The following is a 21,440-nucleotide window of genomic DNA, read 5'->3' as shown; positions in this document are numbered from 1 at the left end:
ACATGCGGGCGCTCACGCACAAATCGCCGCAGCGGCGCTTCGAGATGGGCGCTTAGCGCCGATACCGCGTCCATGCGCAGCGCGTGCGCAAACACGTGTAACGGATGGGAGCCGCCAACGTCCGGACTACGCCGCCTGCGCGGGCAGCGCAGGCACAATCTCGACGCGCGGACGCGGCAGCGTCGTGACCGCGTGCATCTGCGCACGCAGCCAGTCGCGCGGACTGCTGCCGGTCTTGCGACGGAAGGCGCGCGCGAGCGCCGACGCGCTGTCGTACCCGACCTCCTCCGCCACGCGAGCAATCGGCTGACCGTCACGCAGACGCTTTTGCGCCAGACCGATGCGCCAGTCGAGCAGATAGTCCGCAGGCGACTGGCCGACCACCTCACGAAACTGCGCCGCGAAGTTCGCGCGCGACATGTTGGCCGTGCTCGCCAGCGACTCGACCGTCCACGCTTCGCCGGGTTGATTGTGAATGACGTTCAATGCGCGCGCGAGACGTGGATCGCCCAGTCCGGCCAGCATGCCGAAGCTCACCAGGCGATGCTCAAGCACATGGCGCAACAACTGAATCACGAGCAGTTCGAACAGGCGGTCCATGACGGCCAGACGTCCGCAGCTCTGCCCGAACGCTTCCGCGAACAGCCAGTTCAGTGTGAGTTCGAGCGTGGAGAGCGATTTCGTCGGCAGCACGAGAAACTCGGGCAATGCGGCGACGAGCGGATTGTTGTGGCCGCCGTCGAACGATAACGATCCGCAGACCAGTTCTGTGCGGTCCGCCTCGCCCGAGAGCAATTGATGATGGTTGCGGCGCGGGAAGAAAATCAGCGACGGCTCGACGATCTGCTGTCGCGAGCCATCCTCCATCACGAGCGCCACTTCGCCCGAACGAAGCAGATGCAGATGGCCGCCGTCGTGGGCGTCGACACCGTAACTGGCGAGGCCACAAAGGCCACCGCTATGGAAGACACCGGCGCGAACGCCGAAATTCGAAATCAGGGTGGAGAGCCGGTCCATGGCGCACTCGTCGAAATAACCCGGTGCGCCGATTATGGAGGATTTACGCAACCCTTGCTTGGACCGCCCCTCGCCCTGCGCCTTGCCCTTGTTATGCCTTGGCAGAAGCTCAACAGACGTATTCACCTGACACGCGATCAGGCGCGATCAGGCGCGATTGTCGGCGGCAGCAGCGACCGGCGCAGTCGTCCCGATTTCCGAACGCACTTCAGCGCGCGAGCGGCCAATCGACGCACCTTGTTGCAGCAGCGACGGATACGTTTGTAGCGATTGATCCAACTGGCCCGATGCGCGTGCCACACGCAATTCTTCAAGCACTTGAGCACGGCTCACGCCCTGCGAAGCAACGGGTTGACCCGCGTCGGCCGTTTGCGTCTCGGCAAACGCCGAAGCGGAAGCGAGCGATGCGGTGGCGATCAGGGCGGCGGCGAAAATACGAGCGTTCATGATGAAACTCCTTTCGGTCGGCAGCGTGTGCCGTAAGTCGTTTTCCCTTGTGCGTCCGTCCGAATCACCGGAGGAGCGCTAGCGGGCATAACTAGAGATTACGAAAGGGCAGCGCGACTTGCACGGCAGGACGTCTGCAAGATGCGACCATTCGTCCAGTTCTGACGAACGTGATTGGCGAGCGCTATGACGTCGATAGCGAACGCTGATCGGATGGCCGAAAAAGGGGGGATGACGGCCGTCGCACAGCGTCTTAGACGCTGGTGGCCCGCCGCCTGACTTTGATGTCCGAGACCGGCACCACCGCCGCCGCTGTGTCGCCGAGAAGACGACGCAACACATTGGGCTGGTCGACGAGGTCGGCCAGCGTGTAGCGGTCGAGCACCGCGAAATACGAACGCAGCGCCTCGCCCAGCACGCCACGCAGATGGCACGCCGACGTGATGACGCAAGCGTTGTCGCCCTGATGGAAGCACTCCACCAGTGCGAAATCGGGTTCCATCGCGCGGACCACTTCCCCGAGTCCGATGCGCTCCGGCGCACGGCCCAGACGAATCCCGCCCGAGCGTCCGCGCACGGTGTGCAGAAAGCCCAGTTGGCCGAGCTTTTGCACGATCTTCACGAGGTGATTCTTGGGAATGTCGAAGGCGTCCGCCACGGACTGCACGTGCACAAGCTCGTCGGGATGAACCGCGACGTAGATCAGGGTGCGCAGACTGTAATCGGTATGGTCGGTAAGTCGCATCGACAGCGGACGTAGGCGAAAAGCGAAACGAAAGCGGGAACGAACCAGGCGGCGCACAGGGCGCCACCTCTGATGACGATGCGAGCCAGTTTAACATGGCCCCGGTATGCATCTTATGTCCCGAAGCCGCCATACGCCACCCGACTTTTGCATCATGTTCGGACGTGTATGGCGAGCAAATTCCCCTGTCGCCAGAAGGACTTACCGTCAAGCGCTTACCAGCGCATCGTCAGCCCGCCCATCCACGAATAGTCGTAGGTTTGCGGGTTCAGGCCGCGTCGATAGCCGACGTCGAGATCCATCCATGACGTCGGGCTATAGATGGCGCCGAGAATCATGAAAGCCGGGTTCGTCTTCTGCGCAAAGTCGGGGTTTTGCGACGTGCCGACGTCCAGAATCAGTTGCGTCGACGGCAGTACGCGATACAACACCGCAGCGGACGCCTTCCACACCCCCTGTCGCTGCCCTTGTCGGTTCGCCTGATAGGCACCGCCGGCGTTAGCGAGGAAGGTCCAGTCGTCGATCTGATACTGGGCGAGCAGCGTCGCGCCAGCGTTCACCCGCCCCGTGCCCAGTCCGCGCTGATCGTTGCCCGTCGGGAAGCTCAGATACGGCTTGAGGCCGATGCTGAATGCGCCGTCGTCGTACATACGCCACTTGGCCCCCGTCTCCACGTCGCCAACGCCACTGCCCGCACTCTCGGAGCGGTTCTGGATATTTGTGTAGGGGACGTTGACGTACAGATCGAGCGCCTCGCCGACACCGCGCGTGAGCGTATTGTTCCAGAGCGTCTGACGGCCGATGTCCTCCTGCTTCGACGTGACTTCGCCGTTCGTCTCGAACTGCCAGTTGCCGTCGCCCTGCGTGCCCGTGTCGTCGGAGGTCAGCGGGTGTGCCGCGAACGCACTGAGCGGGCAAAACAGCGCGAGATACATCAGTTGCTTCTTCATGAGTCGTTCTCTTTTCTCATATGCCGCCCCGGGCGGCACGTCAACGCATGCGCCAGGACGAAAGTGTGTGGAGGCAGCGCCCCCGCCCCATCGGGGCGGGTGGCATTGCAACTGCAATGTGCGAGGCAAGCTTTCAGGCTTCGCTCATGAATCAGAACCAGCGGCCGAAGCGGCGGATGTAGACCGTCTTCACCATCTGCGCCAGCGCGATGTATCCAAGCATGGTGGCCACGAGCCAGTAGAAGTACGAGAACGGCAGGCTGACGAAGCCGAGCGTCGCTGCGAACGGCGAGTACGGCAGCCAGCAGGCGATCGCAATGGCGACGGAGGTCGAGAGCATGATCGGCAGCGCCGGCGTGCTTTGCAGGAACGGAATCTTCTGCGTGCGCAGCAAGTGCACGACCAGCGTCTGCGAGACGAGCCCTTCGATGAACCAGCCCGAATTCATGATGACCTGACCGGCATCGCCACCATGCGCGTGATACAGCGCCCCCGCGCCGAAGACTGTCCACATCAGCGCGTAGGTCGTGATGTCGAACACCGAGGAGGTCGGCCCGTTCCACAGCATGAAGCGGCGGATGTTGCTGGCATCCCACTTGCGGGGCTTCTTCAGGAACTCCGGATCCATGCGGTCCCACGGCAGGAACATCTGCGAGATGTCGTAGATCAGGTTCTGGATGAGCAACTGCATCGCCAACATCGGCTCCCACGGCAGGAACGCGCTCGCCACCAGCACCGAGAACACGTTGCCGAAGTTCGAACTGGCCGTCATGTTCAGATACTTGAGGATGTTGCCGAACGTCTCGCGGCCCTTGATCACGCCCGCTTCGAGAACCATCAGGCTCTTTTCCAGCAGGATGATGTCGGCAGTCTCCTTGGCGATGTCCGCACCGGTGTCCACCGAGATGCCCACGTCGGCATCGCGCAGCGCCGGGGCGTCGTTGATGCCGTCGCCGAGGAAGCCCACGGTGTGACCGTTGGCCTGCAACGCCTTGACCACGCGCGCCTTGTGCAGCGGGGCGAGCTTGGCGAACACGGTCGTGCGTCCCACGACTTCGCGCAGCCTCGCGTCGTCCATCGGCTCGATGTCCGCACCGAGCAGCGGCGTGCCTGGCTCCAGCCCGACCTGGCGGCACACCTTGATCGTGACGATGGGGTTGTCGCCCGTGAGCACCTTGACCGTCACGCCATGCTCGCGCAGCGCAGCAATCGCCGGGGCAGCGGAATCCTTGGGCGGATCGAGGAAGGTCAGGAAACCGCACACCGTCAGTTCGCGTTCGTCGGACGTCTTGTATTGCGCCTTCGTCTCGCCCGCCGGAATGTCGCGGGTGGCCACGACCAGCACGCGGAAGCCGTCTTCGTTGTATGCCTCGGCCCGCGCAATCAGCATGGCGCGTGCCATATCGTCGAGCGCACGCACACCCTGCGGGGTCTTCACGTGCGTGGCGACGGACAGCATTTCTTCGACGGCCCCCTTGGTGATCATCTGATGCTCGCCACGATCGTTCGCGACCACGACCGACAGGCGGCGACGCACGAAGTCGAACGGCAGTTCGTCGATCTTGGCGAACGCACGCGGCTGCACCGATTCGCCGATCTCGTTAGCGCGACGGATGATCGCCACGTCGATCAGGTTGCGCTGACCGCTCTGGTGATAGCTGTTGAGCCAGCCCAGACGCAACACGTCTTCCTGCTCGTCGCCGGCCACATCCAGATGCTGTTCGAGAATGATGCGGTCCTGCGTGAGCGTGCCGGTCTTGTCGGTGCAAAGCACGTCCATCGCACCGAAGTTCTGAACCGAGTTCAGGCGCTTGACCACCACCTTGCGGCGCGACATCGCCAAAGCGCCGCGTGCGAGGTTGGCGCTCACGATCATGGGCAGCATTTCGGGCGTCAGACCTACGGCCACCGCCAGCGCAAACGTCAGGGCGCTGACCCAGTCGCCTTTGGTCAGGCCGTTGATCATGAAGACGATCGGCACCATCACCAGCATGAAGCGGATCAGCAGCCAGCTCACGCTGTTCACGCCACGGTCGAAGCTCGTCTCCACACGCTTGTGGCTCACGACGTTCTTCGCCAGCGCGCCGAAATACGTGTCGCCACCGGTGGCGACGACCACGCCCACGGCCGTGCCGCTCACGACGTTCGTCCCCATGAAGCAGACGTTGGACAGGTCGAGCAGGCTGGCATTGCCCTCGCCCGCTACGATGGACGCCGACTTCTGTGCGACGGCACCCAGTGTGTCGTACTTCTCGACGGGCAGCGCCTCGCCGGTCAGCACGGCCTGACTGATGAACAGGTCGCGCGATTCGATCAGACGCAGATCGGCCGGGATCATGTCCCCTGCCTGAAGCGTCACGATGTCGCCCACGACCAACTCGCGCATGGCGACCTCGTGACGCTCAGACTTGCCCGACGCCGACAGACGGCGGCGCACGCTGGCCGTGGTGCGTACCATCGCCTTGAGCTTCTCGGCTGCCTGCAACGAACGGAACTCCGAGAAGAAGCGCAGCAGGCCGCTGATCGTCACCATCGTCGACAGGATGATGATGCCCTTGTAATCCTGATCGCCCGGATCGGCGAAATAGACGTCGGTAAAGAAGCTGATCGTGACGAGCGCGAGCAGCACGAAGACAAACGGATTATTGAAGGCGCTCGCGAGCTGGCGCGTCCAGTGCGGCGGCTTGTCGTGCGCGATCTCATTGGGGCCGTAGCGCGTCTGGCGCTGACCGACGTCGGCGAGCGGCAGGCCGCTGACATCGGTGCCGAGCGTGTGCAGGACCTGGTGCAGGGGTTCGGTCGCAAGACGTGCGACGACTTCGGGGCCCGAGAGCGGCAGGTCGGACGCTGTTGCGTTGTCGACGAAGCCGCGCTGCTTATGGCGGGAGCGGTGGTTATTTGTCATGACGAGTTCCTGGCGCGACCGACGCTTGCCCTGATGGGTGGAGCGGCCGGCCGGTCTCGTCAGTCGCTACCGAAGGTCATCTCTCCGGAAAAAAGCGCGAACGCACCCAGCCGCGCCGCGCAGCGCGCGGTCGGTGAAAGCAAAAATACGGGTATGGGGTTTTGGCATCGAATCGCCCGCCGGGAAGCCATACGTCAAAGGTATGGTCCCGACGGGCCACATTCGGCTACTTCCGTCTTCCATTTCGGACTCCTTATGTTCGTTGATGCGGTACGCCGGAAAGCGAGTGTTGCGTTATCCGGCAGTGATGGGGCGGCCCGGTCAGCCGCGCGGCACTAGGCGTGCGCGGGCATGCCCGTCGTGGCCGCGCGACGCGCGGCGTCGTCGGACCAGAACACGCGGCGCACGCTGCACTCGCCCGACAGCCGCATGACGAGCGACGTGAGCGATGCGCGCGAACCCTGCGGGCAGTCGAGCGTGACGGTGGCGGACGCCTCGTCGCGATCGCTCCATCGGGTGATGCTGACGTGCGTGGCGCGCAGGCCGAGCGCGGTGAGATCGATGAACATCTGCTTGCGCAAGGCCCCGAGGGCCTCGGCCAGACAAACGATGGTCAGATGCGACACCGGTGTGGTGCGCGTCGGTTGGCTCTGAAAAGCCTGGAAGGTTTGAAAAGCTCGCATGATTTCCTCGCATGGCTGCGAAGTGTCCGTGCCGCATGTGAGCGCGCGGCACGGACGGTCGGCTCGCGAGAACGCATCGTTGCAACGCACGGCACGAAACGCATGCGCAAGACGACAGCGCCCATCACAGGCACGACAGTGGAACCTTTTGCGGGAATGTCGCCGGAAACATACGCTCAGGGCGAGCGTTCAAGTGGCGTTAGACACCGCATCCTGCATGAGGACGCGGCACAGGGAAGGCTGTGGATCCTCAGGCAATCAATCGATCAAAGATCGAGGACTACTGGCATCGGAATTCACGGACTAACCCCTTAGATTGAAGACAGGGCGGATGGTAACTGAGGCCAAATTGGAGCGTCAAGCAATAAATGCTGCATCGCAAACATCTTCGGAATTCTCCTTAATACAACACCGGCGTCGACCGCTCACCCCCATGCCACGGCCCTGAGCGACGCTCCCCGAATTCGGCACTCCGATGTTTTGTCTATGCCGAAAGCACTTCCCATTGACAGGGATATTTCCCATACGGTATTAATAATGATTATCATTAACAAATTATTGGCATTCGTCTCACCTGCTGCATGACCGTCACCGGCGTTCGCGTCGGGCCTGAGCGTCGTGAGTAGACCGAGCATCAGGCTGGATCATGCAAACCCCGGGCACCCTCCCCTCCACCGTCGAGATGTTGTACAGCCATCACCATTCGTGGTTGAAGGGCTGGTTGCATCGACGTCTGGGCAGTGCAGAACAAGCCGCCGACATAGCGCACGACACCTTCGTGCGATTGCTCGGCAGCGAGCGGGTCCCCGCCTCGTTCGACGAACCGCGCGCGTACCTCACGACGGTCGCACAGAATCTCGTCTCCAATCACTGGCGACGTCAGAAGCTCGAACGCGCGTATCTCGAAGCGCTCGCGCAGGTGCCGCGCGACGTCGAGTGGTCGCCCGAGACGCGCGCCATCATGCTTGAGACGCTGCTGGAACTGGATCGCCTCCTCGACGGCCTGCCGGTCATCGTGCGGCAGGCGTTTCTGTATTCGCAGCTGGACGGACAAACGCACGCCCAGATCGCGGCCACGCTCGGCATCTCGATTCCGACGGTCAAGCGCTATCTTGCGAAAGCCTTGCAGCGCTGCTATTTCGCCGACCTGTCGTTTCTCGAGTGATGCCGACACGTCAACCACGGCCGTCCCCGCCCCCCGAGAACGCCATGCCTGCGATTCGCTCAAGCTGGTACGACGCCACCACCGATGCCGGCAATCTACCGGCAGAGGTGGCCGAGCGCGCGGTCGAGTGGCTCATCGAGTTGCAGGGCGAAGACGTCTCACCGCAGACCGTTGCCGACTGGCACGCATGGCGCAACGCGCACCCCGACCACGAACGTGCGTGGCAACGCATCGAGTCCGTCAAAGGCAAGCTCGCACCGCTCGCCGCCCCTGTGGAATCGGTCGTCGCACAGGCCGCGCTGGCATCGCCCGCGTCGCCTCAGCGCCGCCGCGCAGTGAAGTCGCTGGCAGTGCTGCTCTTCGCCGGTGGCGGCACATGGGGCGTTCTGCATTCGTCACCGTGGCGGCACTGGTCGGCCGACGTGCAAACCGCCGTGGGCGAGCGTCGCAAGCTGCAACTGGATGACGGCACGCAACTCGTGCTCAACACCGATAGCGCCATCGACATCGTCTATCGCGACGACGAACGTCGCGTCAGGCTGATCGGCGGCGAAGTGCTGATCACGACCGCGCCGGACAACCATGTGCCGCCCCGCCCGTTCCTCGTCGAAACCTCGCAGGGCACGGCGCGCGCGCTCGGTACGCGTTACACCGTGCGTCAGTTCGACGACGGCACGCATGTCAGCGTATTCAAGGGCGCAGTGGAGATTCGCCCGCGCGCGGCGCCCGAAAAGGCGCTGATCGTGCAGGCCGGACACCACGCGCGCTACACGACGGACAGCCTCTCCGAAGCCACGGAAACGCCCACGGACGACGCGACGTGGGCCGAAGGCTTCATCGTCGCGCGCAGCATGCGGCTCGTTGATTTCGTGGCCGATCTGGCGCGTTACAGCAACGCCTCGCTCTCGTGCGACGCCAGCGTGGCCAATTTGCGCGTGTCGGGCACGTTTCCGCTCGACGATGTCGGCAAGGTGCTCGACACCCTCGGCACCACGCTCGCGGTGCGCACCGAAGCGGTCACGCGCTTCTGGGGCACCCGGGAGATCCGGCTCGTTCCGGCCTGAAGCAAGGATCGGACGACCGGATCCAGCCGCACCAAGCCGCACTCGAGCCTCACCCGAGCCTCACCCGAGCCTCATTAAGGCGGCTCAACAATTTTTTTGAAAAAAGGTGATCCGTTTCTGTTTTTCGCGGGTCATGGAAGTCGAGCACCACCGCTCTACTTCCACACGAAAGGTCAGATCATGGGTCACGTCCGTGGGCAGCAACAGCGCCCCAGCCAACCAAATTGGGTCCATCGCCGCACGCGGCTGGCCAGCGCTTTGGGCCGCATCGCCCTTGGCGCAGCCGTTGCCGCACCCACGGGCGCGGTCCTCGCAGTCGTCCTCACGCCGCTCGCAGCACAGGCGCAGAACGTGGCCGCACCGGGCGCGCGCGCGTTCGACATTCCCGCAGGCTCGCTCGAAGACGCACTGAGCCGCTTCGGTCGCGACGCGGGCATCATGCTGTCCTTCAAACCCGAAGTCACGGCCGGACGTCACAGCAACGGCCTCAAAGGCACCTACACGCCGCGTAACGGCCTAGACGCGCTCGTCGCAGGCACGGGCGTGGAAGTCGTGCCGCAATCGAACGGCAGCTTTCTGATTGCCCCGGCAAGTGGCGCAGCAAGCATGGACGGCGCAGTCGCCCTGCCGACGACCCACGTCACCGCCACGTACGACAACGGTCTGCAACCGGCCTACGCGGGCGGCCAGATCGCGCGCGGCGGCAGCCTCGGCATGCTCGGCTCGGCCGACGCCATGGACGTGCCGTTCAGCACGATGAACTACACCGAGCAGATGGTGCGCGACCAGCAGGCGCGCACGCTCGCCGACGTCGTCATCAACGAATCGTCGGTGCGCATGCTGACTTCCAGCGGCGGCTTCGGCGAGGACTTCCAGATTCGCGGCTACACCGTCTCCAGCAGCGACGTCGGTCTGAACGGCCTGTACGGCATGGCATCGGCAAGCCGGGTACCTGCGGCCATCGTCGAGCGCATCGAAGTCCTCAAGGGACCGGGCACGCTGATGAACGGCATCGGCCCGAGCGGCAGTATCGGTGGCGCAATCAACGTGGTGACCAAGCGTGCGACGAGCGAGCCGATCACGCGTCTGACGACGACCTTCCAGAGCAAATCGCAACTCGGGGTCGAAGCCGACGTGGGCCGTCGCTTCGGCGAAAACCAGGAATGGGGCGTGCGTCTGAACGGCGTGTTCCGCGACGGCAACACCACGCTCGACAACGGCAAGCAGAACATCGGCTTCGGCTCGGTCGGCCTCGACTACACCACACAACGACTGCGCTGGACGCTCGACGCCTACACGCAGCACGAAGGCGACGACAACTTCCGTCCGCAGATCGGCTTCCAATCGTCCGTCAAGAAGATCCCGGACGCCCCCTCGGGCTATCGCAACTTCTACCCCGGCAGCGAACTGCATCTGCACGATTCGGCCGTGACCACACGCCTCGAATACGACGTGCTGCGCAATGTGACGGTGTGGGGCGCCGTGGGCTATCACTACGCCACGGCCTACCAGACGTTCCCGAGCGGCCCCGCAGACGCGCTCGGCAACTTCACCGTCATGAATTCGTATTACGACTCGTACACACGCTCGCGCACGGGCGAAGTGGGCGCACGCGTGAACTTCAGGACGTTCGACGTCGGCCACACCCTGACGGTGCAGGCCTCGCGTCTGGAGCAGGACTCGGGCAACGCCTATGTGCCGGGCTCGACGTCGGTCGCGTCGAACATCTACAACCCTTCGCCACTGCCTGGCATCGGCGCGGCGCGCACCGAGGCAAAGAAGGCATCCGAATCGGCGCTGACCAGCATCGCCGTGACCGACACCCTGTCGTTCCTGAACGATCGCGTGCTGCTCACCGGCGGTCTGCGTCACCAGCGCGTCGCGCTCGACAATTTCAGCACCGTCACCGGCGCACTCACCGGAACGTACGACCAGAGCGCCGTCTCGCCGCTCGCGGGCATCGTCGTCAAGCCGCTCCAGAACGTGTCGGTGTATGCGAACTTCACGTCGGGGCTGTCGCGTGGCGGCACCGCGCCGGTGGGCACCGTCAACGCCGGACAGGTGTTCCCGCCGTACAAGTCGAAGCAGTACGAAGCCGGTGTGAAGACCGATTGGGGTCCGGTGACGACGACGGTGTCGGTATTCCAGGTCGAGCGCCCGAATGCGATTACCGATCCGTCGACCAATCTCTACAGCTTCGACGGCGAACAGCGTAATCGCGGCATCGAATTGTCCGCCTACGGCGAAGTCGTCAAGGGTCTGCGCCTGATGGCCAGCGCCACGTTCTACGACGCCAAGCTCACCAAGACCGCCGGTGGCACCAACGACGGCAACGATGCGAACGGCGTGCCCAAGCGCGCGTTCAACCTCGGTGTCGACTGGGATACGCCGTGGGTGCCGGGCCTCTCGCTCAATGGCCGCATCATCAACACCTCGCGCATGTACTTCACCGCCGCCAACACGCTCGAATTGCCTGCGTGGACGCGTTACGACATCGGCGCGCGCTATCGCACGCGCGTCGCGGGCAAGTCGGTCGTACTGCGCGCCAACATCGAGAACCTGTTCAACTCGAACTACTGGCTCATGAGCGGTACCTACGCCACCGTGGCGGCACCGCGCACGTTCCTGCTCTCCGCGCAGATCGACTTTTGAAGACGAACGAGATGCCGCTGAGCCTCCCCTCATTCCTTCCGTTCTGCCACCTCTCCAAGGAGACCGCAATGAAGACGACTGCCATCCACCGTTTAAACCGACTGCCCCAATTGGCCAGGCTCACCGCCGGTGCCCTCATCGCTTTCGCCGGGGCCGCGCAGGCACACCAGATCTGGATCGAACAGCCCGCCGGTCAGAACGCCGTGATCCGCTTCGGCGAATTCGGCGAGAACCTGCGTGAAGCGTCGCCGGGTCTGCTCGACAAGTTCGTCGCGCCCACCGGCACGCTGAGCTCGGCGCAGGGCGAGAAGACGGCCGCCGCCACCAAGACGGCCAACGGCTTCGCACTCCCGTTCAAGGCGAGCGCCGGTGAATCGCTGATCGCCGAAGAAGCGAAATACCCGCTCTTCACGTCCAGGCGCGACGGCCAGGAAGTCACGAACTGGTACCGCCCGGCGGCGCGTCTGGCGACCGACTTCTCGAAGCAGAAACCGCAACTGACGCTCGACCTCGTGCCCGCAGGCAAGCAGGGCGAGTTCCAGTTGTTCTTCCAGGGCAAGCCGCTGCCCAAGGCGAAGGTTTCGCTCGTCACGCAATCGGGCTGGGCCAAGGAGGCGCATACCAACGAACAGGGGCTTGTCACCTTCGACATGCCGTGGAAGGGGGTGTACGTTGCCGAAGTCAGTCACAAGGACATGACGCCGGGTGAGCGCCCGGGCGCCAAGGGCGGCGAGCGCTATCAGGGTGTGAGCTACGTGACGACGACGACCGTCATGCAAGCCGAGGGCATCGAACCGCTCCCGGCGGGCCCCGCCGCCACACCCAACAAGTAAGCGACACGCATCATGGCTCAGCCTCGTCGCGCCCTGTCCGGCAAGCTCGGCAACGCTGGGCTTTGCGAACGCATCGTCAACATCGGGGCACTGCTCTCGCGCATCGTGGCGGCCGTCGGCGGCGGTTACGCCGTGGCCGCGCTCGCGAGCGTTGCCGTACTCGCGCTGCCGATGAGCAAGACGCAGGCGGTCATCACCGGTGAGTTGGCGAGCTTCGCCATCTATGCCGGTGCAGTCGTCTGGGTGTTCGCCGTGCGCAGTGCGTGGCGCGCCTGGGCCGGTCTGCTGATCGTTGCCGCCCCGCTTGCCCTGGTGACGTGGGCGGTGGCGTCTGGCCACATGGCGAGCCTTGCCACGGGAGGTACGGCATGACGTCCACGCCCGCGCCAAAAACGAAACCTCAGGCACGAAGCATCCGCCAGACGATGTCGGACCTGCATACGTGGTCCGGCCTGCTCGTCGGCTGGCTGCTGTACGCCATGTTTCTCACGGGCACCGTGAGTTACTTCAAGGACGAACTGTCGCAATGGATGCGCCCCGAGGTGCCGCACCGGCAGTCGTTGCCCGATCCCGCCGTAGTCGCTCAGCACGTCGGCGACCAACTCGTGACGCTCGCTGCGGGCAGCCCTCAGTGGAGCATCTATCTGCCGACCGAGCGCAATCCGGTCGCGGGCGTCTTCTGGCGCAATCCGCCTGCGCCCAAAGGCGCACTCAAAGCCGATGCAAGCACCCCACGTCGCACCTTCGAAGAAGCGACGTTCGACTCGTCGACCGGCCGCACGCTGCAAGCGCGCGAGACGCTCGGCGGCGATTTCTTCTACCGGTTTCACTTTCAGTTTCACCCGCTGCCCGTCCTGTGGGGACGCTGGCTCGCGGGTTTCTGCGCGATGTTCATGCTCGTGGCAATCGTCAGCGGCGTGATCACGCACAAGAAAATCTTCATCGACTTCTTCACCTTCCGATGGGGCAAGGGGCAGCGCTCGTGGCTCGATGCGCATAACGCGCTGTCGGTCTTCGGCCTGCCCTTCCATCTGATGATCACCTACACGGGCCTCGTCACGCTCATGGCGATGTACATGCCGTGGGGCGCGCAAACGGCGCTCAAGACGCCAATGGACCGCGCGCAACTCAGCGCGCAGCTAAGCGCCTTCCCGCCGCCGGGTAAAGCGACCGGCGAAAAAGTACCGCTGGCGCCGATTGCCCCGATGGTGCGCGAGGCGCAGGCGCGCTGGGGCGCGAGCGACGTCGGCCGCGTGAGCGTCACCCATGCGGGCGACGCCGCCGCGCGCGTGGCCGTCACACGCGGCGAAAGCACGCGTGTCTCGATGAGCCCGCAGTACCTGCTGTTCGACGGCACGACCGGCAAGTTGATCGACGTTCACGACGGCGTCGGCCCGGCGGCCGAAACGCGTGGCGTGATGTACGCCCTGCACCTCGGGCGCTTCAGCGATCTGCATCTGCGCTGGCTGTACTTCCTCGTGAGTCTCGGCGGCACGGCGATGGTCGGCTCGGGGTTGGTGATGTGGACCGTCAAGCGTCGCACCAAGCTGCCCGATCCGACGCGTCCCCATTTCGGCTTTCACGTGGTCGAGCGTCTGAACATCGCAGCGATTGGAGGGCTCTCTATTGCCATGACGGCCTTCCTCTGGGGCAACCGCCTGATTCCGGCGGATGCGCTCAGGCGCAGCGTCACCGAAGTCGACGTGTTCTATTGGGCATGGGCGGCGACGCTGTTGTACGCGCTGGTGCGCCCTGCCAAACGTGCGTGGGTGGAATTGCTGTGGTTCGGCGCTGCTGTACTCGCGCTGCTACCGGTGCTTAACGCTGTCACGACGTCGCGCGGTCTCTGGCATAGCCTGACGACCGGCGACTGGGTGTACGCAGGCGTGGATCTGATGCTCTGGGCCTTCGCAGCGCTGCATGCGTGGCTCGCGATTCGCACCGCGCGTCACAAGCCGAAGGCGAAGCCCGCACGCGTCATGGCACCGGTCCGCACGACGGCCAGCGCGCCGATCAATGCGCCGATCAATGCGTCGTTGAACGAGGACCGCGCATGAGTCATTTCGTCACTTTCGCGCTCTGCCTTGCGGGCTTTGCGGCACTGGCGATGTCGACGCAGCGTCAGCAGGAAGCGCGCTTCAAGACCGTTTCACCGGTGCGCACGCGCAATGGCCGGATCGTCGGATGGACGGCGCTGGCCGTGGCGCTGGGCGCAACGGTCATGCATCGGGGATGGGGATTCGGACTGGTGAACTACAGTGGACAGACCAGCATGGCCGCCGGTCTGGTGTATCTGACGCTCATTCTGGCGGAGCGCCGCCGCCAGTCTCGCTGAGAGACTGGCCGACGGATATCGGAGAATCGTCAAGGAACCGTCAGACGACGATTACTCGTTCTCTTCGAAGTAGTGTCCGAACTTGACCTGCTTGGTGCGGATATAGCGTTCGTTCTCTTCGCGCACCGGAATGTCGAGCGCCACACGCTCGCTCACCGGGATGCCGTGCTTGATGAGCGTGTCGAACTTCTTCGGATTGTTGCTCATGAGCCGCACCGAACCCACACCGAGAATACGCAGGATGGCAGCGGCGGAATCGTATTCGCGAGCGTCGTCGGGCAGGCCGAGATCGAGGTTGGCTTCGACCGTGTCGCGCCCCTGCTCTTGCAGCAGGTACGCACGAATCTTGTTGCTCAGCCCAATGCCGCGCCCTTCATGGCCGCGCAGATACAGCATTACGCCGCGCCCTTCTTCGGCAATCTTGCGCATACCGGCGTCCAGTTGCTCGCCGCAATCGCAGCGATAGGAGCCGAAAACGTCCCCCGTCAGACATTCCGAGTGCAGACGCACCAGCGGCGGCAGCGCGCCCCCCTCGCCCGACACGTCGCCCATCACCAGCGCGAGATGCTCGTTGGCGCTGTCTTTGACGCGAAACGCGTGGGAAGTGAAGGTGCCGTAGCGAGTGGGCAGCGTTGCCGTAGCGACAAGCTCGACGCATTCGCCAGCGTCGCAATTGAGCGTGGCAGGGGCAGTACCAGGGGACTTCATGTTGACGTTCGAACGGGCTGAAATTGGAGTTGCGTGCCACCGGACAATGATGGCGTGTGCTCGGAGTGTACCGCCATTTCCGAATTTCAGCCGACAGCCCCGTGCAACACACTGTTGCACGGGGCTGCTCAATCGACGGGCACGGCGATCAGTAATCGGCCCGTAGCGTGAGCGTGACGTTACGACGCTCGCCGTAAATGCCATAGAAAGTCGACGGCACGCGCGCATAGTAGTCACGATTGAACACGTTGTTCACGTTCAACTGCGCTTCCAGATGGCGGTTCACGCGGTAAGCGAGCATCGCGTCCCAGACCGCGTAGCCGCCCTGCGCTGCGCCCACGGTACGGTAGGTCGAACTCTGGATACGCACGCCGCCGCCAACGCGCAAGCCATTGAGCACACCACCGAGTGGACCGTCAGAGAAGCGATAGGTCGTGTACAACTTGAACAGATGCTGCGGCTCCTCGCCGTCGAGCGCCTGACCGACCTGGCTCGGGTCACTGTTGTAGCGCGTGTTGAGCAGCGTGTAGCCTGCGTAGACGTTCCAGTCACGCGTGACCTGGCCCGTGACTTCCGCCTCCCAGCCCTGACTCTGTGCGGAGGCTGCCGCCACGGAGCCGATGGCATGGAGCGGGTCCGCCACGCCACGGTTGGTATCCGTCATGCGAAATGCCGCCACCGTCGCGTTCAGGCGCCCATCGAGGAAGGATCCCTTCACGCCGACTTCATATTGCTGTCCCTCGCGCGGGGGCAACCCCTGACCATCGAACGTCGTCGCGGTCTGCGGGGCGAAGATCTTCGAGTAGTTGAAGTACGCGTTGATCTGCGGCGTAAGCGCGAGCACGATGCCGCCATACGGAATGAACTTGTGGTTCGCGCGTGCCGTCGTCTCCCACGGTCCTTCGGTCGGCAACAGATTCTGGCTTTGCTGCTGGAACCAGGCTTCGCGCCCGCCCAGCACCACAGTCAGCGGATCCAGCACGCGCACGCGCGCCTGTCCGTACACGCCAAACTGCTGCGCCTGAAGCTTGTTGCCCGAATCGAACGGGATCGTCGGTTCGACCGAAGGCGGCGAGAAGATGCTGAAGTTGCCGAGGTTTTCGCCGCCAGACAAGCTACGCTGCTGCGTCATCTGGTAGTTCATCCCGACCAGCCACTCGTGCTTGCGACCAAACGCCTGCACCGGTCCGGACAGGTGAGAATCGATGCCCAGCAGATTGTTTTCACCACGCTGCGACTGGCCGAAATAGCGCGCCGTCAACGTCGAAGCGTTGATCCCCGGGCCGAGATATGCGTACTTGCTGTTGGGGAGCACGTGACGATAGTTGATCGTCGTCGTCGAGACGATGTCGTTATCGAAGCGGTGCTCCAGCCTGCCGTTGACCTCCTGCATCGATGTCCAGGCATAGTTCCAGTCCGGCGAGAAATTCGAGTTGTTCGGCGCGTTCAGGAACGAGCGATTCGTCAGCAGCGACTGACCGTAATCGAACCCGTGCAGCGGGTTGACCTGATAAGACCCGGATAGCGACAGCAACGTACGCGGCGTGAGATCGAATTCCAACGCGCCATAGGCGAGGAAATTGCTCTCGCTGGTACGGGTGACCGACTTGTTACCGGTATCGCCCGTCAGCACAGCACGTCCGCGAATGGTGCCGGACTCGTTAAGCGGCCCGGTGACATCGATCATCTGACGGTAGTTTGCCCACGATCCGATGGTGGTCTCGCTGCGTACGGCGAAGGTGTCGCCCGGGCGCTTGCGCACCAGATTGACGGTGCCGCCCGGTTCGCCCGTGCCGTCCAGCAGCCCTGCCGGACCGCGGAAAACCTCCACCCGGTCGTACATCGACAGGTCGAATTGCGGCTGGTACTGGATGCCGCTCAGAATCGACACGCCGTCGAACTCCACGCCGACGCTGTAGCCGCGTGAATTGAAGTAGTAGGTTCCGTCACCATAGTTCACGGCCGTAATGCCCGTGGTGAACTGCAAAGCGTCCGCGACCGATGTCATCGCCTGATCGTCCATGCGTGCACGCGTCACGACCGACACGGAATTCGGCACGTCCTTGATGGCTTGCGGCGTCTTGCCGAGGGTCGTGATCGACGCACCATAGGACGTCGAGCCTTCCGTCTGCGCATCGCGTTGCGCCGTCACGTTGGCGGCGGGCAATGCGACACCGGCGCCTGCCGCCGGTGTCGCGCTTTGCGCATGCGCGGTGGCCACGCCCACCATGAGCATCGCAAATGCGAGGGGCGTGAGCCTATGGCGCGACTGCCCTGCCCTCATGCCGTACAGAGTGCGGCCCCGTGCCGCGCGGCGAGGTTTCTGGTTCTGAATCGTTTGCATCGTTGACAACACTTCCCCTTGTTGCCGGGCTTCACCGGCGATCAAAAATTGGCGTACGGGTGTTTCGTGCGGAAGATCGTGTCGCGCCCGCCTTCGTCCAATTCCCGCTACACTGGCGGAAATATCGCAAATGAGACTCATTACTAAATTTGCGTATGATCCGGCACAACACATTGATAGCTATGGAGAATATCGGGTTCGAAAAAGGTAAGGACGACAATAAATGTCGATTTTTTGACAATCTCCATCCAATTAGCGACATCGTGACGCGAGACCCGCATTCCCCCATGAGTGACTTCCTTCGCAAACGGTTTCCCCATGCCGTGCGTCCCTTGCCGCGCGATGTCTTTGCGCAGGTCACGCCCTTTCGTCATGGCGAACGGCTGATCTGGCATCGTCATCGACACGGTCAGTTGGTATTCCCGGTGCGCGGCATCGTGCGCGTGCTCACGCCGTCCGCCATCTGGACGTTGCCGCCCTCGCGTGCGCTCTGGCTGCCGTCGGACATCGAGCACGAACTGCATGCCGTGGGCGACGGACAGATGGGCAACCTCTACATGGAGCCGCGCGCGTTCCCGTGGGACTGGACCAGCCCGACGGTCATCCTCGTCACGCCGCTCATTCGCGAACTGGCGGTGACCGTGAGCCGCGACGGCGACACCTACGGCCCCACGAGCCGCGCGGCGCTCTCGGTGCCACCCCTGATGGGTCTGCTGCACGACGCTGCCCCCGTGCCCGAACGGGGCGTGCCAGTGCCGGGGGACGCGCGCTTACAGGCGATCTGCGAGCATCTGATGAACGAGCCTGCCAGCAAGCTGACGCTCGACTTCTGGGGGGAACAGTTCGGGGTCAGCGCACGCACGCTCGCGCGTCAGTTCCGGACGGAGACGGGCATGACGTTCGTGACGTGGCGCCAGCATCTGCGCGTGTCCGAAGCGATCTCGACGCTGGCGCAGGGCGCGTCGGTGGCGACGACGGCGGACGCCTTCGGCTATGCCAGCCCAAGCGCCTTCATCGCCATGTTCAAACAGGTCACGGGACGCTCCCCGCAACGCTATCTCGCCGACGCCTGAGTCGAACGCGGGCGTCTGCCTTGATCGCACTCAGTGCGCGACGTCAGCGCGCATAACTCACCGGCATCCCGCCATCTGGATTCGGCAGGACGCCCATCGGCACGCCATAGATCGTCTGCAACGTATCGGGCGACATCAGTTCCGCCGGCGTGCCACGCGCAATCGGCTTGCCTTGCTTGAGCGCGAGCAGTGTGTCGCAAAAGCGCGCGGCCATGTTGACGTCGTGCAGCACGATCACGACGCCAAGGCCATGCGCGTCGGCCAGTTCGCGCACGAGTTTGAGGACGTCCAGTTGATGCGCCACGTCGAGCGCCGAGGTCGGTTCATCCAGCAGCAGACACTGCGCCTGTTGCGCCACGAGCATGGCCAGCCACACGCGCTGACGCTCCCCGCCCGAGAGCGATTCCACGAGACGGTCGGCAAAGCCGAGCACGTCGGTCTGCACCATCGCGTTTTGCACGGCCGCGTGGTCATGGACGTCGAAGCGTCCGAGCGCGCCGTGCCACGGGTAACGACCGAGCGCGACCAGTTCGGACACCGTCATCCCGGCAGCGGCGGGCGGCTGCTGCGGCAGATACGCCACACGCCGCGCAAACTCGCGTGCGCCCCACGACGCCAGCCCCCGTCCCTCAAACGCGATGTTGCCGCTCATCGGCTGAAGCTGGCGCGCGAGCAACTTGATCAGGCTCGACTTGCCCGAGCCGTTGTGGCCGATCAGTCCGTGCACCTGTCCGGCCGCGAGTTCCAGCGTCAGTGGCGCAAGCAGCGTGCGCCCTTCTACCGCGAACGAAACGTCTTGCAAAGCGAACATCGGGATATCAGTCATGAGCATTCGGTGAATCTGGTTCGGCAGGTTCGTTGGGCGCCTCGACGTCGGCTTGCGGCTCACGTGATTGGCGCAGTTGACCGTAGTCGAGACGAATCAGACGGTCCGCCAGATCGAAATAGCGGTCGTCGTGGGTAATGACCAGCACGCTCTTGCCGCGCGCTTTGAGCGCGGGCAGCATCTGGCGGTAGAAAACGTCCTTGAACAGAGGGTCCTGATCCGCCGCCCATTCATCGAAGACATAGAACGGCCGGTCTTCCAGATACGCCACCAGCAACGCGAGACGCTTGCGCTGTCCCTGCGAGAGATCGAGCGTGGAGAAGCGTCCGTCCGCAATCGTCACCTTGTGATCGAGTTGCAGCGACTTGAGCAGCGTTTTCGCCTGCGCGTCTAGCCCTTCCGGCGGCAGCCCGAGCAGATGTTCGAACAGGAAAAAGTCGCTGAACACCACGGAGAACAGTTGACGGTAGTGGTCACGCTCGGCGTCGCCCACGGGCACGCCGTCGACCACGATACGCCCCTGCTCCGGCGCATACAGGCCGACGATCAGCTTGGCCAGCGTGGTTTTGCCGCTCCCGTTGCCGCCGACCAGATAGATGAGTTCGCCGGGACGGAACGTGAGCGTCACCGGCCCCAGCGTGAACACTTCGTTTTCCTGCTCGCGGAAGTAGCGATGCGTGACGCCTTCGAGCACGATTTCGTGGAACGCAGGTAACGCCTGCCTGCCCGGCGCGGGTAGCAGTTCGCGCGGCAGTTCGTTCTCGACTTGCGCGATGCGCTCCAGCGCGACGCGTGCGCTGCCCAGCGACGGCATCGCCGACAGCACGCCCTCGATCGGCATGATCATGTACAGGAACACGAGCGCGTAACCGGACACCACTTGCGGCGGCAGGTCGACGTGACGCAGCACCACGAACAGCGTGAGGCCAATGAAGGCGAACAGAATGAAGCTGCCCCAACTGGCCGCCGCCGCATACAGCACGTAACCGCGCGTGCGCTGCACACGCACCGCCTCGACATTGCTCGCGAGACGGTCTTCGATGAAGGCATCGCGACGCGCACGGTGCAGCTTGAGCTCCTTCGCACCGTCGAACAACGCGCGGAAGTCCTTCACCAGCGATTCCTCACGTTTGCGCGAGCTGCGCAGATGCAGCAGCGCGCGCTGGTTGGCGAAGCGAAATCCCGCCGCACCGATGAAGATCGTCACCACGGCGAACAGCAGAATCTGCCACGACAGATAGCCGAGATACACGAGACATCCGGCGATCACGGCGCCCTGCATCGCCAGCACCGGCAGGTTCACGAACAGCACGACGATGGTGTCGAGGTCCTGTGTGAGGACGGCAATCGCGCGGGCAATGCCGTGCTTCTCGAGACTCGCATAGGGGGCGGCACCGATGCGGCGCACGACCTGCATGCGCAACGTCGCCTTCGCGCGCTGACCTAGCGACATGAAGAGCGTTTGCGACAGCGCGCGCGTGACCAGCACGATCACGCCAAGGCCGAGAAATTGCAGGCCGAGCCCGCCCAGATGTTCGCGCTGGGCCGTCAACGCGCGATTGATCAGCGCGACGAGACCCGCGTTGCCGAAACCGCTGATCAGACTACCGGCGAATGCAATGGCCAACGGCCATCGGGACGCACGAACCAATTGCCAGAACAAGGACATAAGAGATCTCTGTTTTTATGGGGA

General features: G+C 63.7%; 18 protein-coding genes. 8 read left to right on the top strand and 10 right to left on the bottom strand.

Annotated elements, in window-relative coordinates:
• Window positions 1–126: 126 nt before the first annotated feature.
• The 6 genes from MB84_RS07855 to MB84_RS07830 form a co-directional block, all read right to left on the bottom strand.
• Window positions 127–1,017, bottom strand: coding sequence for an AraC family transcriptional regulator (locus MB84_RS07855; protein WP_065225763.1), 891 nt, complete (start codon window positions 1,015–1,017; stop codon window positions 127–129).
• A 147-nt stretch (window positions 1,018–1,164) separates the two neighbouring features.
• The gene (locus tag MB84_RS07850) at window positions 1,165–1,464 is read right to left on the bottom strand and encodes a DUF4148 domain-containing protein (protein ID WP_046291379.1); all 300 of its coding nucleotides are present in this window, start codon (window positions 1,462–1,464) and stop codon (window positions 1,165–1,167) included.
• Between the two features lie 253 nt (window positions 1,465–1,717).
• Window positions 1,718–2,209: an Rrf2 family transcriptional regulator gene (locus MB84_RS07845; RefSeq protein ID WP_046291378.1), complete on the bottom strand. Its 492-nt coding sequence runs from the start codon at window positions 2,207–2,209 to the stop codon at window positions 1,718–1,720.
• A gap of 215 nt (window positions 2,210–2,424) precedes the next feature.
• Window positions 2,425–3,159, bottom strand: coding sequence for a transporter family protein (locus MB84_RS07840; protein ID WP_046291377.1), 735 nt, complete (start codon window positions 3,157–3,159; stop codon window positions 2,425–2,427).
• A gap of 151 nt (window positions 3,160–3,310) precedes the next feature.
• On the bottom strand, window positions 3,311–6,064 hold the full coding sequence (gene mgtA, locus MB84_RS07835) for a magnesium-translocating P-type ATPase (protein ID WP_046291376.1): 2,754 nt from the start codon (window positions 6,062–6,064) through the stop codon (window positions 3,311–3,313).
• A 335-nt stretch (window positions 6,065–6,399) separates the two neighbouring features.
• On the bottom strand, window positions 6,400–6,747 hold the full coding sequence (locus MB84_RS07830; protein WP_046291375.1) for a hypothetical protein: 348 nt from the start codon (window positions 6,745–6,747) through the stop codon (window positions 6,400–6,402).
• Between the two features lie 646 nt (window positions 6,748–7,393).
• Between MB84_RS07830 and MB84_RS07825 the strand changes: the two genes are divergently transcribed.
• The 7 genes from MB84_RS07825 (at window position 7,394) to MB84_RS07795 (ending at window position 14,796) form a co-directional block, all read left to right on the top strand.
• Entirely contained in the window at window positions 7,394–7,912 is a 519-nt protein-coding gene (locus tag MB84_RS07825; protein WP_046291374.1) for a sigma-70 family RNA polymerase sigma factor, read from the top strand.
• A 44-nt stretch (window positions 7,913–7,956) separates the two neighbouring features.
• The gene (locus tag MB84_RS07820) at window positions 7,957–8,976 is read left to right on the top strand and encodes a FecR domain-containing protein (RefSeq protein WP_046291373.1); all 1,020 of its coding nucleotides are present in this window, start codon (window positions 7,957–7,959) and stop codon (window positions 8,974–8,976) included.
• 180 nt (window positions 8,977–9,156) lie between these two features.
• On the top strand, window positions 9,157–11,628 hold the full coding sequence (locus MB84_RS07815; protein WP_084010016.1) for a TonB-dependent receptor: 2,472 nt from the start codon (window positions 9,157–9,159) through the stop codon (window positions 11,626–11,628).
• Window positions 11,629–11,696: 68 nt separating this feature from the next.
• Complete coding sequence (locus MB84_RS07810) at window positions 11,697–12,461, top strand: DUF4198 domain-containing protein (RefSeq protein WP_084009657.1); 765 nt, start codon at window positions 11,697–11,699, stop codon at window positions 12,459–12,461.
• A 12-nt stretch (window positions 12,462–12,473) separates the two neighbouring features.
• Window positions 12,474–12,833 carry a DUF3649 domain-containing protein gene (locus MB84_RS07805; RefSeq protein WP_084009656.1) on the top strand — a complete coding sequence of 120 codons (360 nt, stop codon included), beginning with the start codon at window positions 12,474–12,476 and terminating at the stop codon, window positions 12,831–12,833.
• Entirely contained in the window at window positions 12,830–14,518 is a 1,689-nt protein-coding gene (locus MB84_RS07800; protein WP_046291372.1) for a PepSY-associated TM helix domain-containing protein, read from the top strand. Before MB84_RS07805 ends, MB84_RS07800 begins: the two co-directional genes overlap by 4 nt.
• Window positions 14,515–14,796 carry a DUF3325 domain-containing protein gene (locus tag MB84_RS07795; RefSeq protein ID WP_046291371.1) on the top strand — a complete coding sequence of 94 codons (282 nt, stop codon included), beginning with the start codon at window positions 14,515–14,517 and terminating at the stop codon, window positions 14,794–14,796. Before MB84_RS07800 ends, MB84_RS07795 begins: the two co-directional genes overlap by 4 nt.
• A 51-nt stretch (window positions 14,797–14,847) precedes the next feature.
• On the opposite strand, the gene ribA is transcribed toward MB84_RS07795, so the two are convergent.
• Window positions 14,848–15,504 carry a GTP cyclohydrolase II gene (ribA, locus tag MB84_RS07790; RefSeq protein ID WP_046291370.1) on the bottom strand — a complete coding sequence of 219 codons (657 nt, stop codon included), beginning with the start codon at window positions 15,502–15,504 and terminating at the stop codon, window positions 14,848–14,850.
• A 148-nt stretch (window positions 15,505–15,652) separates the two neighbouring features.
• On the bottom strand, window positions 15,653–17,740 hold the full coding sequence (locus MB84_RS07785) for a TonB-dependent siderophore receptor (RefSeq protein WP_052653032.1): 2,088 nt from the start codon (window positions 17,738–17,740) through the stop codon (window positions 15,653–15,655).
• A gap of 395 nt (window positions 17,741–18,135) precedes the next feature.
• Here MB84_RS07785 and MB84_RS07780 point away from each other — a divergent pair, with 395 nt between their 5' ends.
• The gene (locus tag MB84_RS07780; protein WP_046291368.1) at window positions 18,136–18,921 is read left to right on the top strand and encodes an AraC family transcriptional regulator; all 786 of its coding nucleotides are present in this window, start codon (window positions 18,136–18,138) and stop codon (window positions 18,919–18,921) included.
• 43 nt (window positions 18,922–18,964) lie between these two features.
• Here the strand turns inward: MB84_RS07780 and MB84_RS07775 are convergent, their stop codons facing one another.
• Window positions 18,965–19,747 carry an ATP-binding cassette domain-containing protein gene (locus tag MB84_RS07775; protein WP_065225837.1) on the bottom strand — a complete coding sequence of 261 codons (783 nt, stop codon included), beginning with the start codon at window positions 19,745–19,747 and terminating at the stop codon, window positions 18,965–18,967.
• The gene (locus tag MB84_RS07770) at window positions 19,740–21,416 is read right to left on the bottom strand and encodes a cyclic peptide export ABC transporter (protein WP_084009655.1); all 1,677 of its coding nucleotides are present in this window, start codon (window positions 21,414–21,416) and stop codon (window positions 19,740–19,742) included. The genes MB84_RS07775 and MB84_RS07770 overlap by 8 nt, the downstream gene beginning before the upstream one ends.
• Window positions 21,417–21,440: the final 24 nt, after the last annotated feature.

This window comes from Pandoraea oxalativorans, from assembly GCF_000972785.3.
GTDB classification, from domain to species: domain Bacteria; phylum Pseudomonadota; class Gammaproteobacteria; order Burkholderiales; family Burkholderiaceae; genus Pandoraea; species Pandoraea oxalativorans.
The sequence above is the reverse complement of the archived record's forward strand: the minus strand, read 5'-3'. Positions and strand labels throughout refer to the sequence as shown.